Annotated in this window: 10 protein-coding genes and 1 pseudogene; 7 read left to right on the top strand and 4 right to left on the bottom strand. The window is 70.6% G+C overall.

Features of this window, described 5'->3' with window-relative positions; genetic code table 11:
* Positions 1-152: 152 nt before the first annotated feature.
* Positions 153-2,342, bottom strand: a complete 2,190-nt coding sequence (locus ACYVO6_RS25780; protein ID WP_461065471.1) for a SpoIIE family protein phosphatase — start codon at positions 2,340-2,342, stop codon at positions 153-155.
* Between the two features lie 190 nt (positions 2,343-2,532).
* Between ACYVO6_RS25780 and ACYVO6_RS25775 the strand changes: the two genes are divergently transcribed.
* Both ACYVO6_RS25775 and ACYVO6_RS25770 read left to right on the top strand, forming a co-directional pair.
* Positions 2,533-4,983: a SpoIIE family protein phosphatase gene (locus ACYVO6_RS25775; RefSeq protein ID WP_461065030.1), complete on the top strand. Its 2,451-nt coding sequence runs from the start codon at positions 2,533-2,535 to the stop codon at positions 4,981-4,983.
* Positions 4,984-5,018: 35 nt separating this feature from the next.
* Positions 5,019-5,567, top strand: a complete 549-nt coding sequence (locus ACYVO6_RS25770; RefSeq protein ID WP_461065028.1) for a metallophosphoesterase family protein — start codon at positions 5,019-5,021, stop codon at positions 5,565-5,567.
* Positions 5,568-5,577: 10 nt separating this feature from the next.
* Here ACYVO6_RS25770 and ACYVO6_RS25765 read toward each other — a convergent pair.
* A pseudogene (locus tag ACYVO6_RS25765) lies at positions 5,578-5,913 on the bottom strand (xanthine dehydrogenase family protein molybdopterin-binding subunit); the annotation flags it as partial.
* A 306-nt stretch (positions 5,914-6,219) separates the two neighbouring features.
* Here ACYVO6_RS25765 and ACYVO6_RS25760 point away from each other — a divergent pair.
* Together ACYVO6_RS25760 and ACYVO6_RS25755 are read left to right on the top strand one after the other, a co-directional pair.
* The gene (locus tag ACYVO6_RS25760; protein WP_461065026.1) at positions 6,220-8,202 is read left to right on the top strand and encodes a GTP-binding protein; all 1,983 of its coding nucleotides are present in this window, start codon (positions 6,220-6,222) and stop codon (positions 8,200-8,202) included.
* Between the two features lie 108 nt (positions 8,203-8,310).
* On the top strand, positions 8,311-10,188 hold the full coding sequence (locus ACYVO6_RS25755; protein ID WP_461065024.1) for an endoglycosylceramidase: 1,878 nt from the start codon (positions 8,311-8,313) through the stop codon (positions 10,186-10,188).
* Between the two features lie 7 nt (positions 10,189-10,195).
* Here the strand turns inward: ACYVO6_RS25755 and ACYVO6_RS25750 are convergent, their stop codons facing one another.
* On the bottom strand, positions 10,196-11,470 hold the full coding sequence (locus ACYVO6_RS25750; protein ID WP_461065022.1) for a YncE family protein: 1,275 nt from the start codon (positions 11,468-11,470) through the stop codon (positions 10,196-10,198).
* Positions 11,471-11,640: 170 nt separating this feature from the next.
* On the opposite strand from ACYVO6_RS25750, the gene ACYVO6_RS25745 reads away from it, so the two are divergent.
* Positions 11,641-12,303 carry a TetR/AcrR family transcriptional regulator gene (locus ACYVO6_RS25745; RefSeq protein ID WP_461065020.1) on the top strand — a complete coding sequence of 221 codons (663 nt, stop codon included), beginning with the start codon at positions 11,641-11,643 and terminating at the stop codon, positions 12,301-12,303.
* 94 nt (positions 12,304-12,397) lie between these two features.
* On the opposite strand, the gene ACYVO6_RS25740 is transcribed toward ACYVO6_RS25745, so the two are convergent.
* Complete coding sequence (locus ACYVO6_RS25740) at positions 12,398-12,769, bottom strand: nuclear transport factor 2 family protein (protein ID WP_461065018.1); 372 nt, start codon at positions 12,767-12,769, stop codon at positions 12,398-12,400.
* 201 nt (positions 12,770-12,970) lie between these two features.
* On the opposite strand from ACYVO6_RS25740, the gene ACYVO6_RS25735 reads away from it, so the two are divergent.
* Positions 12,971-13,552 (top strand): DM13 domain-containing protein, encoded by a 582-nt coding sequence (locus ACYVO6_RS25735; protein ID WP_461065016.1) that lies wholly within the window; start codon positions 12,971-12,973, stop codon positions 13,550-13,552.
* Between the two features lie 321 nt (positions 13,553-13,873).
* On the top strand, positions 13,874-16,747 hold the full coding sequence (locus tag ACYVO6_RS25730; RefSeq protein ID WP_461065014.1) for a SpoIIE family protein phosphatase: 2,874 nt from the start codon (positions 13,874-13,876) through the stop codon (positions 16,745-16,747).
* The last annotated feature ends 61 nt before the right edge of the window (positions 16,748-16,808 follow it).

Below are 16,808 nucleotides of genomic sequence, written 5' to 3'. Positions count from 1 at the left end.
GTCCGGCTCTCCGGCGGGAGAGCCGGACCGCCCCGCGTTGCGTGTGCGGTACCGCGCCCCTCGGGAGGCCGCAGGCCTCTTTTAGGGGCGCGGGGCTGTATCAATGTGCGGCTCCGCCGCGTGGGCGCGACCAGCCCCCACCGTCCCGCAGGTTAATCACCGGTCTCCAGCGGAGCGCCGCCGCGGAACGCCGTCGCACGGAGCAGCAGCAGCGCCACGTCGTCAACCCGCTCCCGCTCCGTCCCGCTGTGCCGTACGAGCGCGTCGGCCAGCTCCTGAAGCGGCTGGTCGCCGATCTCGGTGAGCCGCCCCGCGAGCCCGGCCAGCGCGTCCTCGATGTCGACACCGGGGGACTCGATCAACCCGTCGGTGTAGAGGGCGAGTACGGACCCGGGGGCGAGCGACACCCGAGTCGTCGGATACGTGGCAGCCGCGTCGATCCCCAGCAGCGGCCCGCCGGCCAGATCGAGCACCCGAACCTGCCCGTCGGGCCTTCGCAGCAGGGGCGGCGGATGTCCGGCCCGGGCCATCACGGCCTCGCCGTGCGCGGGATCCAGACGCAGATAGACGCAGCTGACGAAGAGATCGCTGCCCAGGTCGATCAGCAGCCGGTTGGTGCTGCTCATGACCTCCTCGGGCGGCTGGCCGACGGTCGTGTACGCGCGTACGGCGGTACGGATCTGTCCCATCAGCCCGGCGGCGGTGACGTTGTGGCCCTGTACGTCCCCGATCACCGCGACGGCTCCGCCGGACGTCGGCACCAGATCATAGAAGTCGCCGCCGATCTCCATGTCCCGGGTGGCGGGCAGATAACGGGCGGCGGCCTCGACGCCGGGGAGCGAGGGCAGCGAGTGCGGCAGCAGAGCCGCCTGCAGGCCGTGCGCCAGCTGGTGCTTCACGTCGTACAGCCGCGCCCGCTCCAGTGCCTGCGCGATCAGTCCGCTGAGGCTGGTCAGCACGGCACGTTCGTCGGCGGGGAAGGGATGCGGTTCGGCGTACGCGAGGACACAGGTGCCCACCGGCCGGCCGGACGCGATCAGCGGCAGAAACGCCCAGGCCTTCATGTCGCCGGCCGCCGAAGGCAGCCCCGGATAGAGGCGGTCCAGCTGTCGGCGGGACTCGAAGAATGCGGGCACACCGCTGGTCAGCGTGTGGGTCCCGGGGGTCTGCGCGGTGAGCGGCATCCCGTCGAACCGCTCCACGGCATGCGGGTCCGGATAGCCGCGGTGCCCGAGCACATGCAGCCGGCCGCCCTGCGAGCCGAGCAGGACCAGTGCCTGGCTGCCGACGGCGGGCGCGATCTCGTCCGCCACCAGCTGCACCACATCCTGGACGCCGACCGCCTGGGTGAGCGCGCCGGTCAGGTTCAGGACGTGCGAGATGGTGACGAGCCGCGAGCCACCGCCCCCGGCACCGTCCTCGGGCCGCTGCTCGGTGCGGCCGGCCGCGTCCGCCGCCCGCGCCCGGGAGATCCGCAGACTCAGCCCGTTCGTACTGGGATACAGCCGGAACGACAGCCGGTCGGCCGGTGGGCGCAGCGCCACGAACGACGTCACCTGCTGGCCGAACAGCGCGGCACGGTAGCGGTCCTCGAAGACCGGGTCGTTCAGCCACGGCAAGCACGCCCACAGGTGCGAGCCCAGCAGAGCGCTGACCGGAAGGCCGAGCAACTCGCCCGCCGCCGCGTTGGCGAAGCTGATCCGGCCGTGCAGATCGAGCGCGCACAGCCCGTACGGCAGCCGCGCCACCATCCGTACGGCCTCCACGGCGCCGAGCGTCCCCGAGACGGTCGCCGCCGATGCCGGGGCGAGCAGATCCGGCTCGGGGCGCACCGGGTGGCCCTCCTCGGCGGCCCGCTCAAGGCGCAGCGCGAGCCGACCGCAGGCGGCGGTGAGATGGTCCCGCTCCCGGTCGGACAGCTCCGCCGGACGAGTGCCCGGCCAGGTCACGAAGATCGCCCCGTACACGGCACGCTCGGTCGCCACCGGCACCGAGGCCAGCGCGAAGGGATACGGCAGGACCACGGCGATCCGCGGATAGTCGCGGGCCATGTCCTCCTCGCCGCCGACCCAGACGAGCCGCCGGTCGCGCGCCGCCTTCGCCACCGGTACCGGCGCGCTCAGCCCCACCCGCTCCCAGGGCGCCGCGAAGGCCCGCGGCAGACCGGCCATCACGGCCATCTCGAGGACCTGCTCTCCCGGGGTCAGCAGATAGACGGCGCCGGAGTGGGCGCCGACGTCGTCCATGATCGCGGCCAGCGTCAGCGACAGCAGCGGCCGGCCGACCGGTGCCGCCGGGCGCTCCGACTGCCGTCCGGATGTCTGGTCGGACACGCCGACCACCTCCTCCCACGGCAGCTGTGAAGCAGCCCCAGGCGTCAAGGCTCCTCCTTGCGCGCGGTTCCCGCACAGGGAGTACCCAGGGTGACGACCGGTCCACATATCGCCGCATACCGCCGCCTGGTCCGGGCCCGGGATCCCCGGACGGTCGCAGGGGCTGCGCAAGCGTCCAGGACGCGCTGTAATTGCGGACGTGGTCAGTGAGGGCGGCGCCGGACGCAGAAGGAGAACGTTGCGTGCCGAACTTGCCCTCAAGACTCTCCAGGCGGAGCCCGGCTCCCGCGAGCGGCTACGCAGCGTCATCGAGCTGGCCCTCGTCTTCAGCGGCGCGGTCGTCGCCGCCGTGTACGCGCCGGAGGAGGACGACGGGCTGAGCCTGGTGGAGTCGGCGGGCGTACCGCGGACCCTGTACGGGCTGCGCGACAGCTATCCGCTCGCCGACGGCTCGCCCGCGGTGGACGCGTACCGCCTCGGACAGCCCCAGTGGCTCGGCCCCAAGGAACTCGCCGTGGGCCCCGACACCCGGCGGACGTCCATGGGGGACTTCTGGCTGGCCGCACTGCCGCTGCCCCGTGCTCCGCGTGACGGCGGCTGTCTGCTCGCCGTGAGCGACAGTCCCGGCGGCTTCGACACCGAGGACCGGCAGTGCCTCCGGCTGCTGACCGACGCCATGGTCTGCCCGGAGTCGGCCCGGCCCCCGCCGCAGGATGCCGAGGACGCCTTGCCCCGCAGCTCGTTCAGCCTGGCCATGGACACCGGGCGCGTCGAGGTCGACGACGAGACACTGGAGCTGTTCGGCATCGGCCGCGAGGACTTCGACGGCAAGGTCGAGACCCTGCTGGGCATGACCGTGCCGGAGGACCTGCCCTCGCTGATGTCCGTGGTGGAGGCGGACCACATGTCCATCGGCGACCGCGAGCTGGAGTTCCGTATCCGGCGGCCCTCCGGGGAGCAGAGGTGGCTCAGGCTGCGCGGACGGCTGCTGATCGCCGGTGACGGGGGCCCGGACCGGCTCGTGGGCACCGTCGCGGACGCCTCGAAACTGCGGTCCGGCGTCAACGAGGTGGCCCGCGTCCAGCGCCTCGCCGCCGCCCTCGCCAGCGCGGGCACCGTCCGCGACGTCAGCCAGGCCGTCGTCGCCGCCCTGCGCCAGCCGCTGCTGGCCGACCGGATCGCGCTGGCCGAACTGGAGGGCGACCGACTCGTCGTCACCGTCCTGGACCCGCCCGAGCCGGAGGCCTGGCCCGAGGTGTGGCGCACCGAATGGCGCTCGGAGTGGCCCGACGCGCCCGTACGCACCATGCCGACCCTGGCCGCCGCCCTGCGTGAGGGCCGCGCCGCGATCTGGCCCGCCGGGACACCGCTGGAACCCGCGCTCGCCGATGTCGGGCCCGGCGGCCTCGCCGTCCTGCCGCTGCCGGCCGGCGGACGCATGGCCGGTGCCTGTCTGATCGGCTGGGACGCCCCGCACGTCTTCGGCGCCGACGAGCGCGCCATGCTCACCGCCTCCGCCGGGCTCGCGGGCCAGGCCCTGATGCGCGCCCACGCCTTCGACGCCGAACACGAACTGGTCGGCACGCTCCAGCGCACCCTGCTCCCACGCCGGCTGCCCACCCTGCCCGGCGCGGTCGCCGTCGCCCGCTACCTGCCCACCACCGCGGGCCTGGAGGTCGGCGGCGACTGGTACGACGTGATCCCGCTGCCGAACAACCACGTCGCCCTCGTCATCGGCGACGTCCAGGGGCACAACGCCGGAGCCGCGACCCTCATGGGCCAGATGCGCACCGCCCTGCGCGCGTACGCCGTCGAAGGGCACCCCCCGGACGTGGTGGTCTCGCACGCCAACCGGCTGCTCATGGACATGGAGACCGACCTCTTCGCCACCTGCGCCTACGTCGACGTCGACATGGAGGAGGGCACGGCCTGGTGCGTACGGGCCGGACATCTGCCCCCGGTCCTGCGCCACCCCGACGGCAGCACCGAGATCGTGGTCACGGAGGGCGGACCCCCGCTCGGCGTCGTCACCCAGGCCGACTTCCCGATGACCGAGATACCGCTGCGCCCCGGTGCGCTGCTGGCACTGACCACGGACGGTCTCGTCGAGTCCGCCGAACTCGACCTAGAGGACGGCCTGCGCCGCATGGCCGACCAGATGGCGGCCTCCGACCCCACCCACCTCGGACTCGTGGCCGACACCCTGCTCACCTACGCCAACCGCAGCGACGACGTCGCCCTGCTGCTCATGCGCTACGACGGCATGGCGCTGCGGCCCGAACGCGACAGCTGGACGGTATGGCGCGTACCCCAGGCCGTCGGACACGCCCGCCGCTTCACCCGGCGCACCCTACGAGCCTGGGGCGTGACCCAGCAGACCGACGCCATCCTGCTGGTCGTCTCCGAACTGGTCACCAACGCGCTCGTGCACACCGACGGCCAGGTCCGCCTCGACCTCACCCTCATCAACAACCGTTTCCGCGTCGCGGTCGCCGACATCTCACCCCGTACACCCATCAAGCCCACCAGCATCGGCTGGGAGGCAACCGGCGGCCGGGGCATCCTCCTGGTCGAGGCCCTGTCGGCGGCCTGGGGAACGGTCCCGGTCAGCGGCGGCAAGCAGGTCTGGAGCGAGATCGCCCTGGACTGAGCCGTACGCCCCCTGACCGGCCTACGCTTTGAGGCGTGCTCCGCCTCCTGCTGATGTCCGACACCCACCTCCCCAAGCGCGCCAAGGAACTCCCGGCACCGCTCCTCGCCGAACTCCCGCGCGCCGACGTCGTGATCCACGCAGGCGACTGGGTGGACGCCGCCACCCTCGACCTCCTGGAAAGCCGGTCGCAGCGGCTGATCGGCGTGTACGGCAACAACGACGGCCCCGAACTCAGGGCCCGCCTGCCCGAAGTGGCCAGCGCCGAACTGGACGGCCTGCGCCTCGGCGTCGTCCACGAGACCGGCGCCGCCGCCGGCCGCGAACGCCGCTGCGCCGCCCGCTACCCCGACCTCGACGTCCTCGTCTTCGGGCACAGTCACATCCCCTGGGACACCACGGCACCGACCGGCCTGCGCCTGCTCAACCCCGGCTCACCCACCGACCGCCGACGCCAGCCGCACTGCACGTACATGACCGCGCTCGTGGACGGCGGCCGGCTGACGGACGTACGCCTGCACCGGCTGCCGCCCCGTAATTCGGCAGACGGCGCGCTTACCGCCGACTTCCGCGACGACGCCTGAGCCGCCTCAGGACGGCGAGGACCGCGGAGGCGGCCGCCGCGGCGTACCGGTCGCGGGCCACCACGACCGCCACCGGATCGCCCGCGTAGCGCACCTCGTCGACGGCGATCGGCGGGTGGTCGGGCAGCACGATGTCCTCGGTCACCGGCCACGCGCACGGCAGCGATCCCATCCCCTCCGCGAGATCACCGCCGCTGAACGCAGCGATCACACCCGGCCGCTCGAGCGCGGGCGAGACGTCGATTCGGTCGGTACGGGCGTGCGCCATGGGGCTGCGCAGAATCGCCAGGTGCAGCAGCCCGCTGACGTTGATGTTGTCCGTCCAGTTGGTCTGGCCGGTGATCAGCCGGGCGTCCTCCTTACGGGGCCGGGCGCGGCCGACCTCCCGTCACCGAGATTCGGGTCATGTGCCCTCCCAAGGAACGCGAGGGAAATCAGCCACCGGACGTGATGCACGTCACTCTATGACCGCGTCACGAGGGCGGCGAGTGCTGCGGCAGGTCTTGTTGAGCGTTAATCCGTTGCCGTTGCTTACGGGCGCCTGCTGCACTACGGGAGACGAGCCGTCCGGAAGATCAAGGAGCAGCGATGCGAGCAGCGTTCATGTCCCCCCAGGAAGGAATCCCCCTCACTTCAAAGGACATGACGCCAGGTGCACTCGCTGAACTTGGGAATTCTCGCGCACGTAGACGCCGGTAAGACGAGCCTCACCGAGCGGCTCCTGCACACCGTCGGGGTCATCGACGAGATCGGCAGCGTCGACGACGGCAGTACACAGACGGACACCCTCGCGCTGGAGCGGCAGCGCGGCATCACGATCAAGTCCGCCGTCGTCTCCTTCGCGATCGACGACGTGACGGTCAACCTGATCGACACCCCGGGCCACCCCGACTTCATCGCCGAGGTCGAACGGGTACTGAGCGTGCTCGACGGCGCGGTCCTGGTGATCTCGGCCGTGGAGGGCGTACAGGCGCAGACCCGCGTCCTCATGCGGACCCTGCAAAGGCTGCGCATTCCGACGCTGATCTTCGTGAACAAGATCGACCGCGCCGGAGCGCGCTATGCCGACCTGCTGGAGAGCATCTCCACGCGGCTCACCCCGGCCATCGTCCCGATGGGCCAGGTCCGCGAACTGAGCACCCGGGACGCCCACTTCACCCCGTACGCCCCTCTCCCGTCACGCCTGCTCGAACTGCTCGCCGAGCACGACGACGCACTGCTGGCCGCGTACGTCGACGACGAGACATCCGTCTCGCAGGACCGGCTGCGCACCGAACTCGCCGCGCAGACCGGGCAGTCACTGGTGTACCCGGTGTTCTTCGGCTCGGCCGTCACGGGCGCGGGGGTCGATGAACTCATCGGCGGGATCCGGGAGTTGCTGCCCTCGGCCGAGGGGGACGCGGACGGTCCGGTCTCGGGCACCGTCTTCAAGGTCGAGCGCGGACCGGCGGGGGAGAAGATCGCGTACGCGCGGATGTTCTCGGGCACGCTGCGCACGCGCGACCGCGTGGCCTTCGGCGACGGCGAGGACGGGAAGGTCACCGGCATCACCATCTTCGACCAGGGCTCTGACCTCCGGGACGGTGAGGTGCCCGCGGGCCGGATCGGCAAGCTGTGGGGGCTGACCGACATCCGTATCGGCGACACCCTCGGCGTACCGCGGAAGGGGTCGGCCGAGCACTACTTCTCGCCGCCGACCCTGGAAACCGTCGTCGTGCCCCGCGACCAGTCCGACAAGGGCGCCCTGCATCTCGCGCTCACCCAACTCGCCGAGCAGGACCCGCTGATCAACCTGCGGCAGGACGAGATCCGGCAGGAGATCTCGGTGTCCCTGTACGGGGAGGTGCAGAAGGAGGTCATCCAGGCCACGCTGGCCGACGAGTTCGGCCTCGACGTCGGCTTCCGCGAGACGACGCCACTCTGCATCGAGCGGCCGGTCGGCACCGGTGCGGCCGTCGAGTTCAACGGCAAGGACCCGAACCCGTTTCTCGCGACCGTCGGACTGCGTGTCGACCCGGCGCCGGTCGGTTCCGGCGTGGAGTTCCGGCTGGAGGTCGAGCTGGGGTCGATGCCGTACGCCTTCTTCAAGGCCGTCGAGGACACGGTGCGCGAGACGCTCGGCCAGGGGCTGCACGGCTGGCAGGTCACCGACTGCGTCCTCACCATGACGCACTCCGGCTACTCGCCGCGGCAGAGCCATGCGCACCAGGGCTTCGACAAGAGCATGTCGAGCACGGGCGCGGACTTCCGCGGACTGACGCCGCTGGTGCTGATGGACGCGCTGCGGCGGGCGGGCACTCTGGTGCACGAGCCGATGCACGCCTTCCGGCTTGAGGCCCCGGCGGACACGCTGGGCGCGGTGCTGCCCGTCCTGGCGAAGCTGCGCGCCGTACCGCAGACGACTCAGGCACGGGGAACGGCGTCCGTCCTTGAGGGCCGGATCCCGGCGGCCCGGGTACACCAACTGGAGCAGCAACTCCCGGCGTTGACCCGTGGCGAGGGCGAGTTGGAGACCGCCTTCGACCACTACGCACCGGTCGCCCGAGGCGCGCTCCCTGAGCGACCGCGGACCGATCACAACCCCCTGGACCGGAAGGAGTACCTACTCAACGTGACGCGACGTGTCGGGGGGTGAAGGCGAACTCCCCTTGAGAGAAAGGTCACTTACTCCCGAGTAAATTGGGTACTTACTCTGGAGTCAGAGGTGTTGACGGGCCGCTGAAGCGTTGCGAACGTACTGAACATGTCAAAGATGACGGACATGTTCCGATTGCGTATGCCTGTGCTCGGTGTGTTCCTGCTGCTCACCGGCCTGCTGACCACGGCGGGCGCCCAGCGCGCCACCGCTCTCCCCGACGACCTCTGGTTCGACGGACCCGCCGCGGCCACCCTCACGGTCAAGAACGGCCGCTTCACCGACGGCCTCGGCCGCGAGGTGGTGCTGCGCGGCTACAACGTCTCCGGCGAGACGAAACTGGCGGAGAACAACGGCCTGCCCTTCGCCTCGGTCGCCGACGCCAAGAAGTCCGCGACCGCGCTACGGGCGCTGGGCGGCGGCAACTCGGTCCGCTTCCTGCTCTCCTGGGCGTACGCCGAACCCGAACGCGGCAAGGTCAGCGCCGAGTATCTCGCCGCCGTCACCGGCCAGATGGGTGCCTTCCTCGACGCCGGGATCCGGGTGTACCCGGACTTCCACCAGGACCTCTACTCGCGCCACCTCTTCGACCCGGACAGCTGGTACACCGGCGACGGCGCCCCCAAGTGGGCCGTCGACGCCGGGAACTACCCGGACGAGTACTGCGGGATCTGTCCCTTCTGGGGCCAGAACATCACCCAGAACGAGGCCGTGAAGCAGGCGGGTTACGACTTCTGGCACAACGAGCACGGCCTCCAGGACGCCTTCCTCACCACCGCCCAGAAGACCATGGCGTACGTCGAACAGAACCTGACCGACGCCCAGTTCGCGGGCGTCATCGGCTTCGACCCGTACAACGAACCGCACCCGGGCACGCTGGACTCCGGGCAGAGCAGCCGCGCCTGGGAGAAGGACGTCCTGTGGCCGTTCTACGAGAAGTTCCGCGCCCGGATGGACGCGGCCGGCTGGCAGGACAAGCCCGCCTTCGTGGAACCGAACCTCTTCTGGAACGCCAACCTCGACTTCCAGAAGCAGGAGGGCGGCCTCCTCGACGCGGGCAAAATAGGCCCGGACTATGTCTTCAACACGCACTTCTACGACCAGAAGGCGATCTCGGGCATCTTCATGCCGGGCAAGGCGGGCGACGGTCAGTACAGCACCGACTTCGGGGTGGTGCGTGACCGTGCCGCCGCGGCCGGCACAGCGGGGATCATCAGCGAGTTCGGCCATCCGCTGGCGGGGGGCGTCTCCGACAAGGCCCCGACCGTCCTCAAGGGGATGTACCAGGCCCTCGACTCCCGTCTGCCGGGCGCCAGTTGGTGGTCCAAGCCCGCAGAGTCCGGGCCGGTGCTCTCCGGTTCGCAGTGGCAGTGGGACATCTACAACGGCCGCCACAAGGAGCTGATGAACGGCAACCCCGACAAGGTGCTCACCCACGGCGACGCCTGGAACGACGAGGACCTGTCCGCCGTACGCCTCGACGACTCCGGCAAGGCCGTGCTGCGCCAGGACGCACGGCTCCTGGACCGCGTCTACCCGAGCGCCACCGTGGGCAGCACTGTGGCCTTCACGTACGAGGACCGTTCGCGTGACGGCTCCACGACCCTGACGTGGAACCCGGTGCCGGACTCGCTCCCGCGGGTGAAGGAGCTCGTGGGCTCGGGCCAGTACGCCCTCCACATGTGGCGCTCCGACGGCAGCTCGGCCCCCACCGAACTGCACCTGCCCGCGTCCTTCCCGACCTCGTCCACCACGGTGGTCTCGGACCTCGGTACGACGGTGGCCCCGCCCTCGTACACGAAGACCACCCCGATCGCGGTCGCGAACGAGCCGGGCGGGACGGGCAGCCGTCGACTGCTCCTGACCGCACCCGACTCGGGCACGCACTACGCCCTGGTCACCAATGGCGCGACGGCTCCGTCCGCGGAGCTGCTGAGCGCCGCGCGGACGGAGCTGGCGAACTGGGCTGCATCAAAGGCCGGTTGAGCTGAGGTCAGCCGGCGGACGGGCCCGTCCAGTCCGCCGGGACCTTGGCCAGGCGTACGCGCTGAGGGTGGTCGCCGACCTCCACCGACGCCGTCTTCTGCCCCGTGGCGAAGTCGATGGAGGTGACCCGGTCGGAGCCGCTCTCGGAGATCACGCAGGACTTGCCGTCACCGCTGACGGTGGCCCAGTAGGGCTTCGAGGCGGTGACGAGCGGGCCCTCCTGGAGGGTGGAGCGGTCGACGACGGTCGCGTAGTCATCCATCGTCCCGGCGATGCACAGCTTGTCGCCCTTGGGGCTCATCGACATGCCGTGGTGGCGCGAGTCGTTGACCCAGGTCGTACGGTCCTCGCTGGTCGCCGGGTTCTTGGGCAGCGTCTTCACCCGGGTGATCTTGTCGGTGGCGACGTCGTACTCGACGAAGCCGTTGAAGAAGGAGACCTGGAAGTAGAGCTTCGACTCGTCCGGGGTGAAGGCGACGGGACGTACAGCGTCGGACAGGTCCGAGCGCCCGAAGGCGTCGAGCCGCTCGCGCATGTCGATGACCTTGACCTGCTCGTACGTGTTCGCGTCGACGACGGTGATCTTGCGGTCGCCCTTCGTCCAGTCCAGCCACGAGTCGTCGAGGCTGGTGTTCACGTCCCCGATCGACATGTTCCACAAGTACTTGCCGTCCGCGGAGAAGACGTTCTCATGCGGCTTGTCGCCGGTCTTGAACGAGCCGAGCTGCTTGCCGGTGGCGATGTCGAGGACGTGCACGGTGTTGGAGATCGAGGCCGACACGGCGACGCGCTTGCCGTCGGGGGAGACCGCCATGTGGTCGGAGCGGTAACCGGACACGGGGAAGCGCCAGTTGATCTTCCCGGTGGCGAGGTCGATCGAGACGACATCGGCGAAGCTGGGCCGCGAGACCACCATGGCCGAGCCGTCCGGCGTGGAGTACATGTCGTCGACGTACTGGTCGTGGCCCTCGCCGACGCCGTTGCGGATGGCGGTGAAGTAGATCCACTTGATCGGGTCGGCGTTGATCTCCGCGATCCGCTCCTCCTTGTCCGGGATGACATTGATCCGGCCGATCTTCGCGAGGTCGCCCCCGGACTTGATGACGTCGGCGGTGCCGTCCCAGTTGTTGCCGACGAACATCACCTCGCGCAGGTCAGCGGCGGCTTTCCTGGTGCTGCCGGAGGCGTCCTGAGTGTTGGCCGTGGCCGCCGCCGACCCGGCGACGGTCAGGGCGAGGGCGGCTGCGAGGGAGCCGACGTGCCGGGCTTTGAAGGCAGTCATGACTACTCCTGATTGTTTGGCGCATGACAAAGGGTGCGGGAGGAGGAATCTGAATACGCGGGCGTTCAGAGTTACTTACTGGAAAGTAAGGAGTCGAAGCCGCTCTCCACAAGACGTCGAAGGCGACAAACTTGGTCACCTGAGTGACATGTGAGACCTGGGAGGCCCAAGTGACGGGCAAGCTCAAAGCGCCGACCGGCCGCTACGGCGGCAAATCCGCTCAGGAGCGGCAAGCCGAGCGACGCCGACGGTTTCTGGACGCCGGGTTGCAGCTCTTCGGCGACAGCCCCGGCTACCGCGCCACGACCGTCGCCGCCCTGAGCGAGGCCGCCGGGCTGTCGACCCGTCAGTTCTACGAGGAATTCCGCAACTTGGAGGACGTACTGGCCGCCCTCCACCTCCAGGTCAACGACTGGGCCGAGGAAGCCGCCCTGTCCGGACTCGCCGAGGCGGACGGCCGGCCGGTCGATGAGCGCGCCACCGCGGCCTTCCGTGCCTACGCCGGCAATGTCACCGGCGATCCGCGACGCCTGCGCATCGCCTTCGTCGAGATCATCGGCGTCAGCCCTCGTCTCGAACGCCAGCGGCTGGCCCGCCGCTCCCGCTGGATCGACTTCATCTGCGGCGAGGCCGAGGCCGCCGCCGAACGCGGCGAGGCGGCACCCCGTGACTACCGCGTCGCCGCCGCGGCCTTCATCGGCAGCGTCAACGGCCTGCTGCACGACTGGAGTTCGGGCTGGGTCGACGCGACGCTCGACGAGGTCGTCGACGAACTCGTACAGCTGCTTCTGGGGGTCCTGCGGCCGGTGTGGTGGCGGGTAGGGGGAGCGTAAGTCCCGCTCCGTAGGCGGACATCGACCGACCCTGCCAGAGCCGAGAGGGCCCGGGTCGGACGAGAAGTGACCCGGGCCCTCGGTGCGTCGCTTCCTAACCCTCGTCGTCCCATTCCTGGAGCAGTGTCTGGTCGACGATCTTGCCGTTCCGCAGCTCCACCATCGAGCTGGCGAGGACCTTGACGCCGTCGGGGTACTGGCACGACTCCGTGTACGCGAGGTGGTCGCCCTGGACGACGCACTGTTCCACCTTGTGGGTCATGTCGCGGCTGTACACATCGTTGAGCATGTCGCTGATCTGGTCGCGACCGTGCATGACCTTCGGGTGGCTGGGCTGGGTGTTGCGGTCGACGACGCGGAGATCGGCGTTGTCGTCGTACAGCGCGAGGAGTGCCTCCGCGTTCTGGCCTTCGATGGCCCGGCGCAGAGTTTCGGTGTCGAAGCCGGGGGTTGCCGCTGTGCCCATGAGGAACCTCCTGGTGGACCGTCTTCGAAGGCCGGGGCCCGGCGGGGAGCGGGCCGCGAACGGCCTCTCTCTTCGAGCCTCCTCCCGCTTCCGGGCCTCAGCAAGCGCAGCCGTAAGCCTTCCGTCATCTCTTGATCGGTGTTGTGGGGGCGTCGGTTGGATTGAATGAGGGCGAGATGTTCTGAGCTTGTGGAAGGCAGGGTGAGGCGCGTGCGCAGGGTGTTGAGCAGGCCGGTGATCGCGGGTTTCGTGGTGATGGCCGTCGTGGCGGTCGGCGCGGGGCTGTACTGGTTCCAGCCGTGGAAGGTGTGGCAGGACGAGACCGTGCAGGAGTCCCTCCCCGCGGCTGCCGCCACACCGGACCCCGCGGCCGAACCCCCCGCTGCCGAACCCTCGAAGGCCGCCTCCACGCCACCGGAACCGGCCGGACCCCAGACGCTGGCGCGCGGCGACCTGATCAGTCACGAGCACACGACGTCCGGTACGGCTACGGTGCTGCGGCTGGCCGACGGCTCCCACGTACTGCGGCTGGAGAACCTCGACACCAGCAACGGCCCTGATCTGCGGGTGTGGTTGACCGACGCGCCGGTCAAGGAGGGCAAGGCCGGCTGGGGTGTCTTCGACGACGGGAAGTACGTGAGCCTCGGCAAGCTCAAGGGGAACAAGGGCGACCAGAACTACGTCCTGCCCGCCGACACCGACCCGGCCGCGTACACGAGCGTGAGCATCTGGTGCGACCGCTTCAACGTCTCGTTCGGCGCGGCGGAACTGGCGCGTGCGTAAGCGCTCCGCTGGAAGCACGGTGATGCCCTATCGATGTGCGGCTCCGCCGCGGGCGCGGGCCGATGGGGGCTGGTCGCTCCCCCACTCTCGGCTTCGCTCGAGCGGGGGGACCCCCATCGCGGCGGAGCCGCATAGTGTCACGCCCCGCGCCCCTTACGGGGCGCGTCATGCCGCACCGGACTTCACCAAGGCCGGACTGGATCCATAGGCGGACAAGCTTGTGACTTGTATCACAATAGGTCTAGGGTGAAACCACTTGGAGGCTCACCTCGGCGGCGAGCCGAGTAGCGGTGCGCTACGGGGCCGCCTCCAGGCGAGGAAGTGATCCCGTTGTCCGTCGCCTGGGACGACATCGGCGGACTTGTCGATGCCCACGAGCGCTTTATGGCCGGTGTACGGGTCGACTCGGACGTCCGGAGTCCGGTACTCGACTCCTGGAAGCGGAGCCGGTCCGCGGGAGTGGAGCCGCACCGCCTCGTGGTCCCGTACGCGCCGGGTCTGGCACTGGACGAACGCTTCCTGCGCGCGGCCGAACCGGTGCTGAAGGACCTGACCGTGGCGCTCACCCAGGTGGGCATGACGGTCGCCCTCTGTGACGCGCAGGCCCGTATGGTCCAGCGGCTCGACGGTGACCGGTACTTGCGCGAACGTCTCGACGCGGTGAGCTTCGCTCCTGGTTTCGACGCCTCCGAGCAGACCGCGGGCACCAACGGCGTCGGCACCGCGCTGGCGGAGCGGAGCCCCTGCTATGTGGTGGGCCGTGAGCACTTCGCCGACTGCCTCCAGCCGTTCGCCTGCGCGGGCGCGCCCGTCCGGGACCCGCTCAGCGGACGCATCGAGGCCGTCCTCGACATCACCTGCCTGCGCGACAACGGCGACCCCGCCATGGTGCGGCTGGTCCGGGAAGCCGCCCGCGACATAGAGACACGACTGCTGGAGCAGGCCACGGCACGGGAGCGGGCGCTGCTCGCCGCGTACCGGCGGGCCTCCCACGGCACGGGCGGCGCCGGCGGCTGGCTCGGGCGGCCCGGGCACGCGCCTTCGAGGCACGGGAGCGCGGACGACGGCGGTCACCTCCGCCCGACCGACCTGGCCGTGCTGCGGGAGAGGGCCGAGGAACTCATCGCCTCCCCGAACCGCACCCTCGACGAGGTGCCCCTGTCCGGCGGGCGGATCGCCACCCTGCTGCGTCGCCAGGTCAGGGGAGCGGCGGGGGAGACGGGCGTGGTTGTCGAGGCCCGGCTTCTCGGCGGCCCCCGGCTGCGTCATCCCGCACTCGACGCACAGGCCACGCCGGCCGGCTCGACGCCGGTGAACGCCCCGACCGTGCCCGTCGCCTCGGCTTCCCAGGTGTCGCGTCCTGCCGGAACGCCCCCGGTCGTCGTACGTACCGCCGTCCCGCAGACGCCTGTCACGGCCGGGCCGCCGCCCCGCGGCCGGGCCGGAACGGACGGCAACGGAGCCGGAGCCGACGGCTGGCCGCTGCTCGTCGGCGAGCCCGGCGTCGGCCGGCTGGCCGTACTCGCCCGCAGGCGGCTGGAGCTGCTGCACGACGCCGGCGTCCGGATCGGCACCACCCTGGACGTCACCCGCACCGCGGAGGAACTGGCGGAGGTGACCGTTCCCCGGTTCGCCGACGTCACCGCCGTAGACCTGCCGGAATGCGTACTGCGCGGCGAGGAGCCGGAACCGATCGGCGGAGACAGCGCGCTGCGCCGGATCGCGATGGGCGCCGTTCATGAGGAGTCCCATCTGTACGGCGTCGGCGATGCGGTCCGGTACGTCCCCTCCACGCCGCAGGCGCGCTGCCTGGAGAGCGGGCAGCCCGTACTCGAACCCGTACTGGCCGAGGCCGGCGGCTGGATCGCCCAGGACCCGCCACGGCTCGAACGGGTGCTGGAAGCCGGCATCCACTCCCTGATCACCATGCCGCTGCGGGCCCGCGGCACCACCCTCGGCGTGGTCAGCTTCTACCGCTCCGAGAAACCCAGCCCCTTCGAGGACGACGACCTCTACCTGGCGCAGGAGCTGGTCGGCCGGGCGGCGATCTGCATCGACAACGCCCGCCGCTACACCCGCGAGCACAACACCGCACTCGCCCTGCAGCGCAGCCTGCTGCCCCGGGGCCGCTCCGAGCAGAACGCCGTCGAGATCGCCTACCGCTATCTGCCCGCCCAGGCCGGGGTGGGCGGCGACTGGTTCGACGTCATCCCGCTGTCCGGCGCCCGGGTCGCACTGGTCGTCGGCGATGTCGTCGGCCACGGCCTGCACGCCGCCGCCACCATGGGCCGGCTGCGTACCGCCGTGCACAACTTCTGCGCCCTGGACCTGCCGCCCGACGAACTCCTCACCCATCTCGACGACCTGGTCGGCCGGCTCGACCGGGGCGAGGGCTGGGCCGTGGAGAACGCCCAGCCGGACGCCGGAATCGTCGGCGCCACCTGCCTGTACGCCGTCTACGATCCGGTGTCCCGGCGCTGCACCCTCACCCGCGCCGGGCACCCGGTCCCCGCGCTCGTCGGACCCGACGGAGCGGTGGACTTCGTCGATCTTCCCTCGGGGCCGCCGCTCGGTCTCGGTGGGCTGCCCTTCGAGACCGTCGAGCTGGAACTGGCCGAAGGCAGCCAACTGGTGCTGTACACCGACGGGTTGATCGAGGACCGGCACCGGGACATCGACGCCGGCCTTGACACGCTCCGCACCGTCCTGGCCCATGCCGACCGCGCCCCGGAGGACACCTGCGAGGCGGTCCTCGACGCCCTGCTCCCGAGCCGGTCGAGTGACGACGTGGCCCTGCTCGTCGCCCGTACGAAAGCGATGGGGCCCGAGCAGGTCGCCCAGTGGGAGCTGCCCAGCGACCCGGCGGTCGTCTCCCGCTGCCGCGCGGCGGTCACCGACCAGCTGACCGCCTGGGGCCTCGACGAACTGGCCTTCAGCACCGAACTCATCGCCAGCGAACTGGTCACCAACGCCATCCGGCACGCGACCGGCCCCGTCCAGCTGCGGCTGCTCCGCGACCGGGCGCTGATCTGCGAGATCTCCGACGGAAGCAGCACCTCGCCCCGGCTGCGCAGCGCCAGGAACGAGGACGAGGGCGGGCGCGGCCTCTTCCTCGTCGCCCAGCTCACCGAGCGATGGGGAACCCGCTACACCACCAACGGCAAGATCATCTGGACCGAACAGCCACTGCCGTGATCGCCCCGAGGGTCGGGACAACAGCCGCTGGGAACGGGGGATGGCCCCACTCCGAAGGCTC

The organism is Streptomyces pseudoechinosporeus (assembly GCF_054783935.1).
The sequence above is the reverse complement of the archived record's forward strand: the minus strand, read 5'-3'. Positions and strand labels throughout refer to the sequence as shown.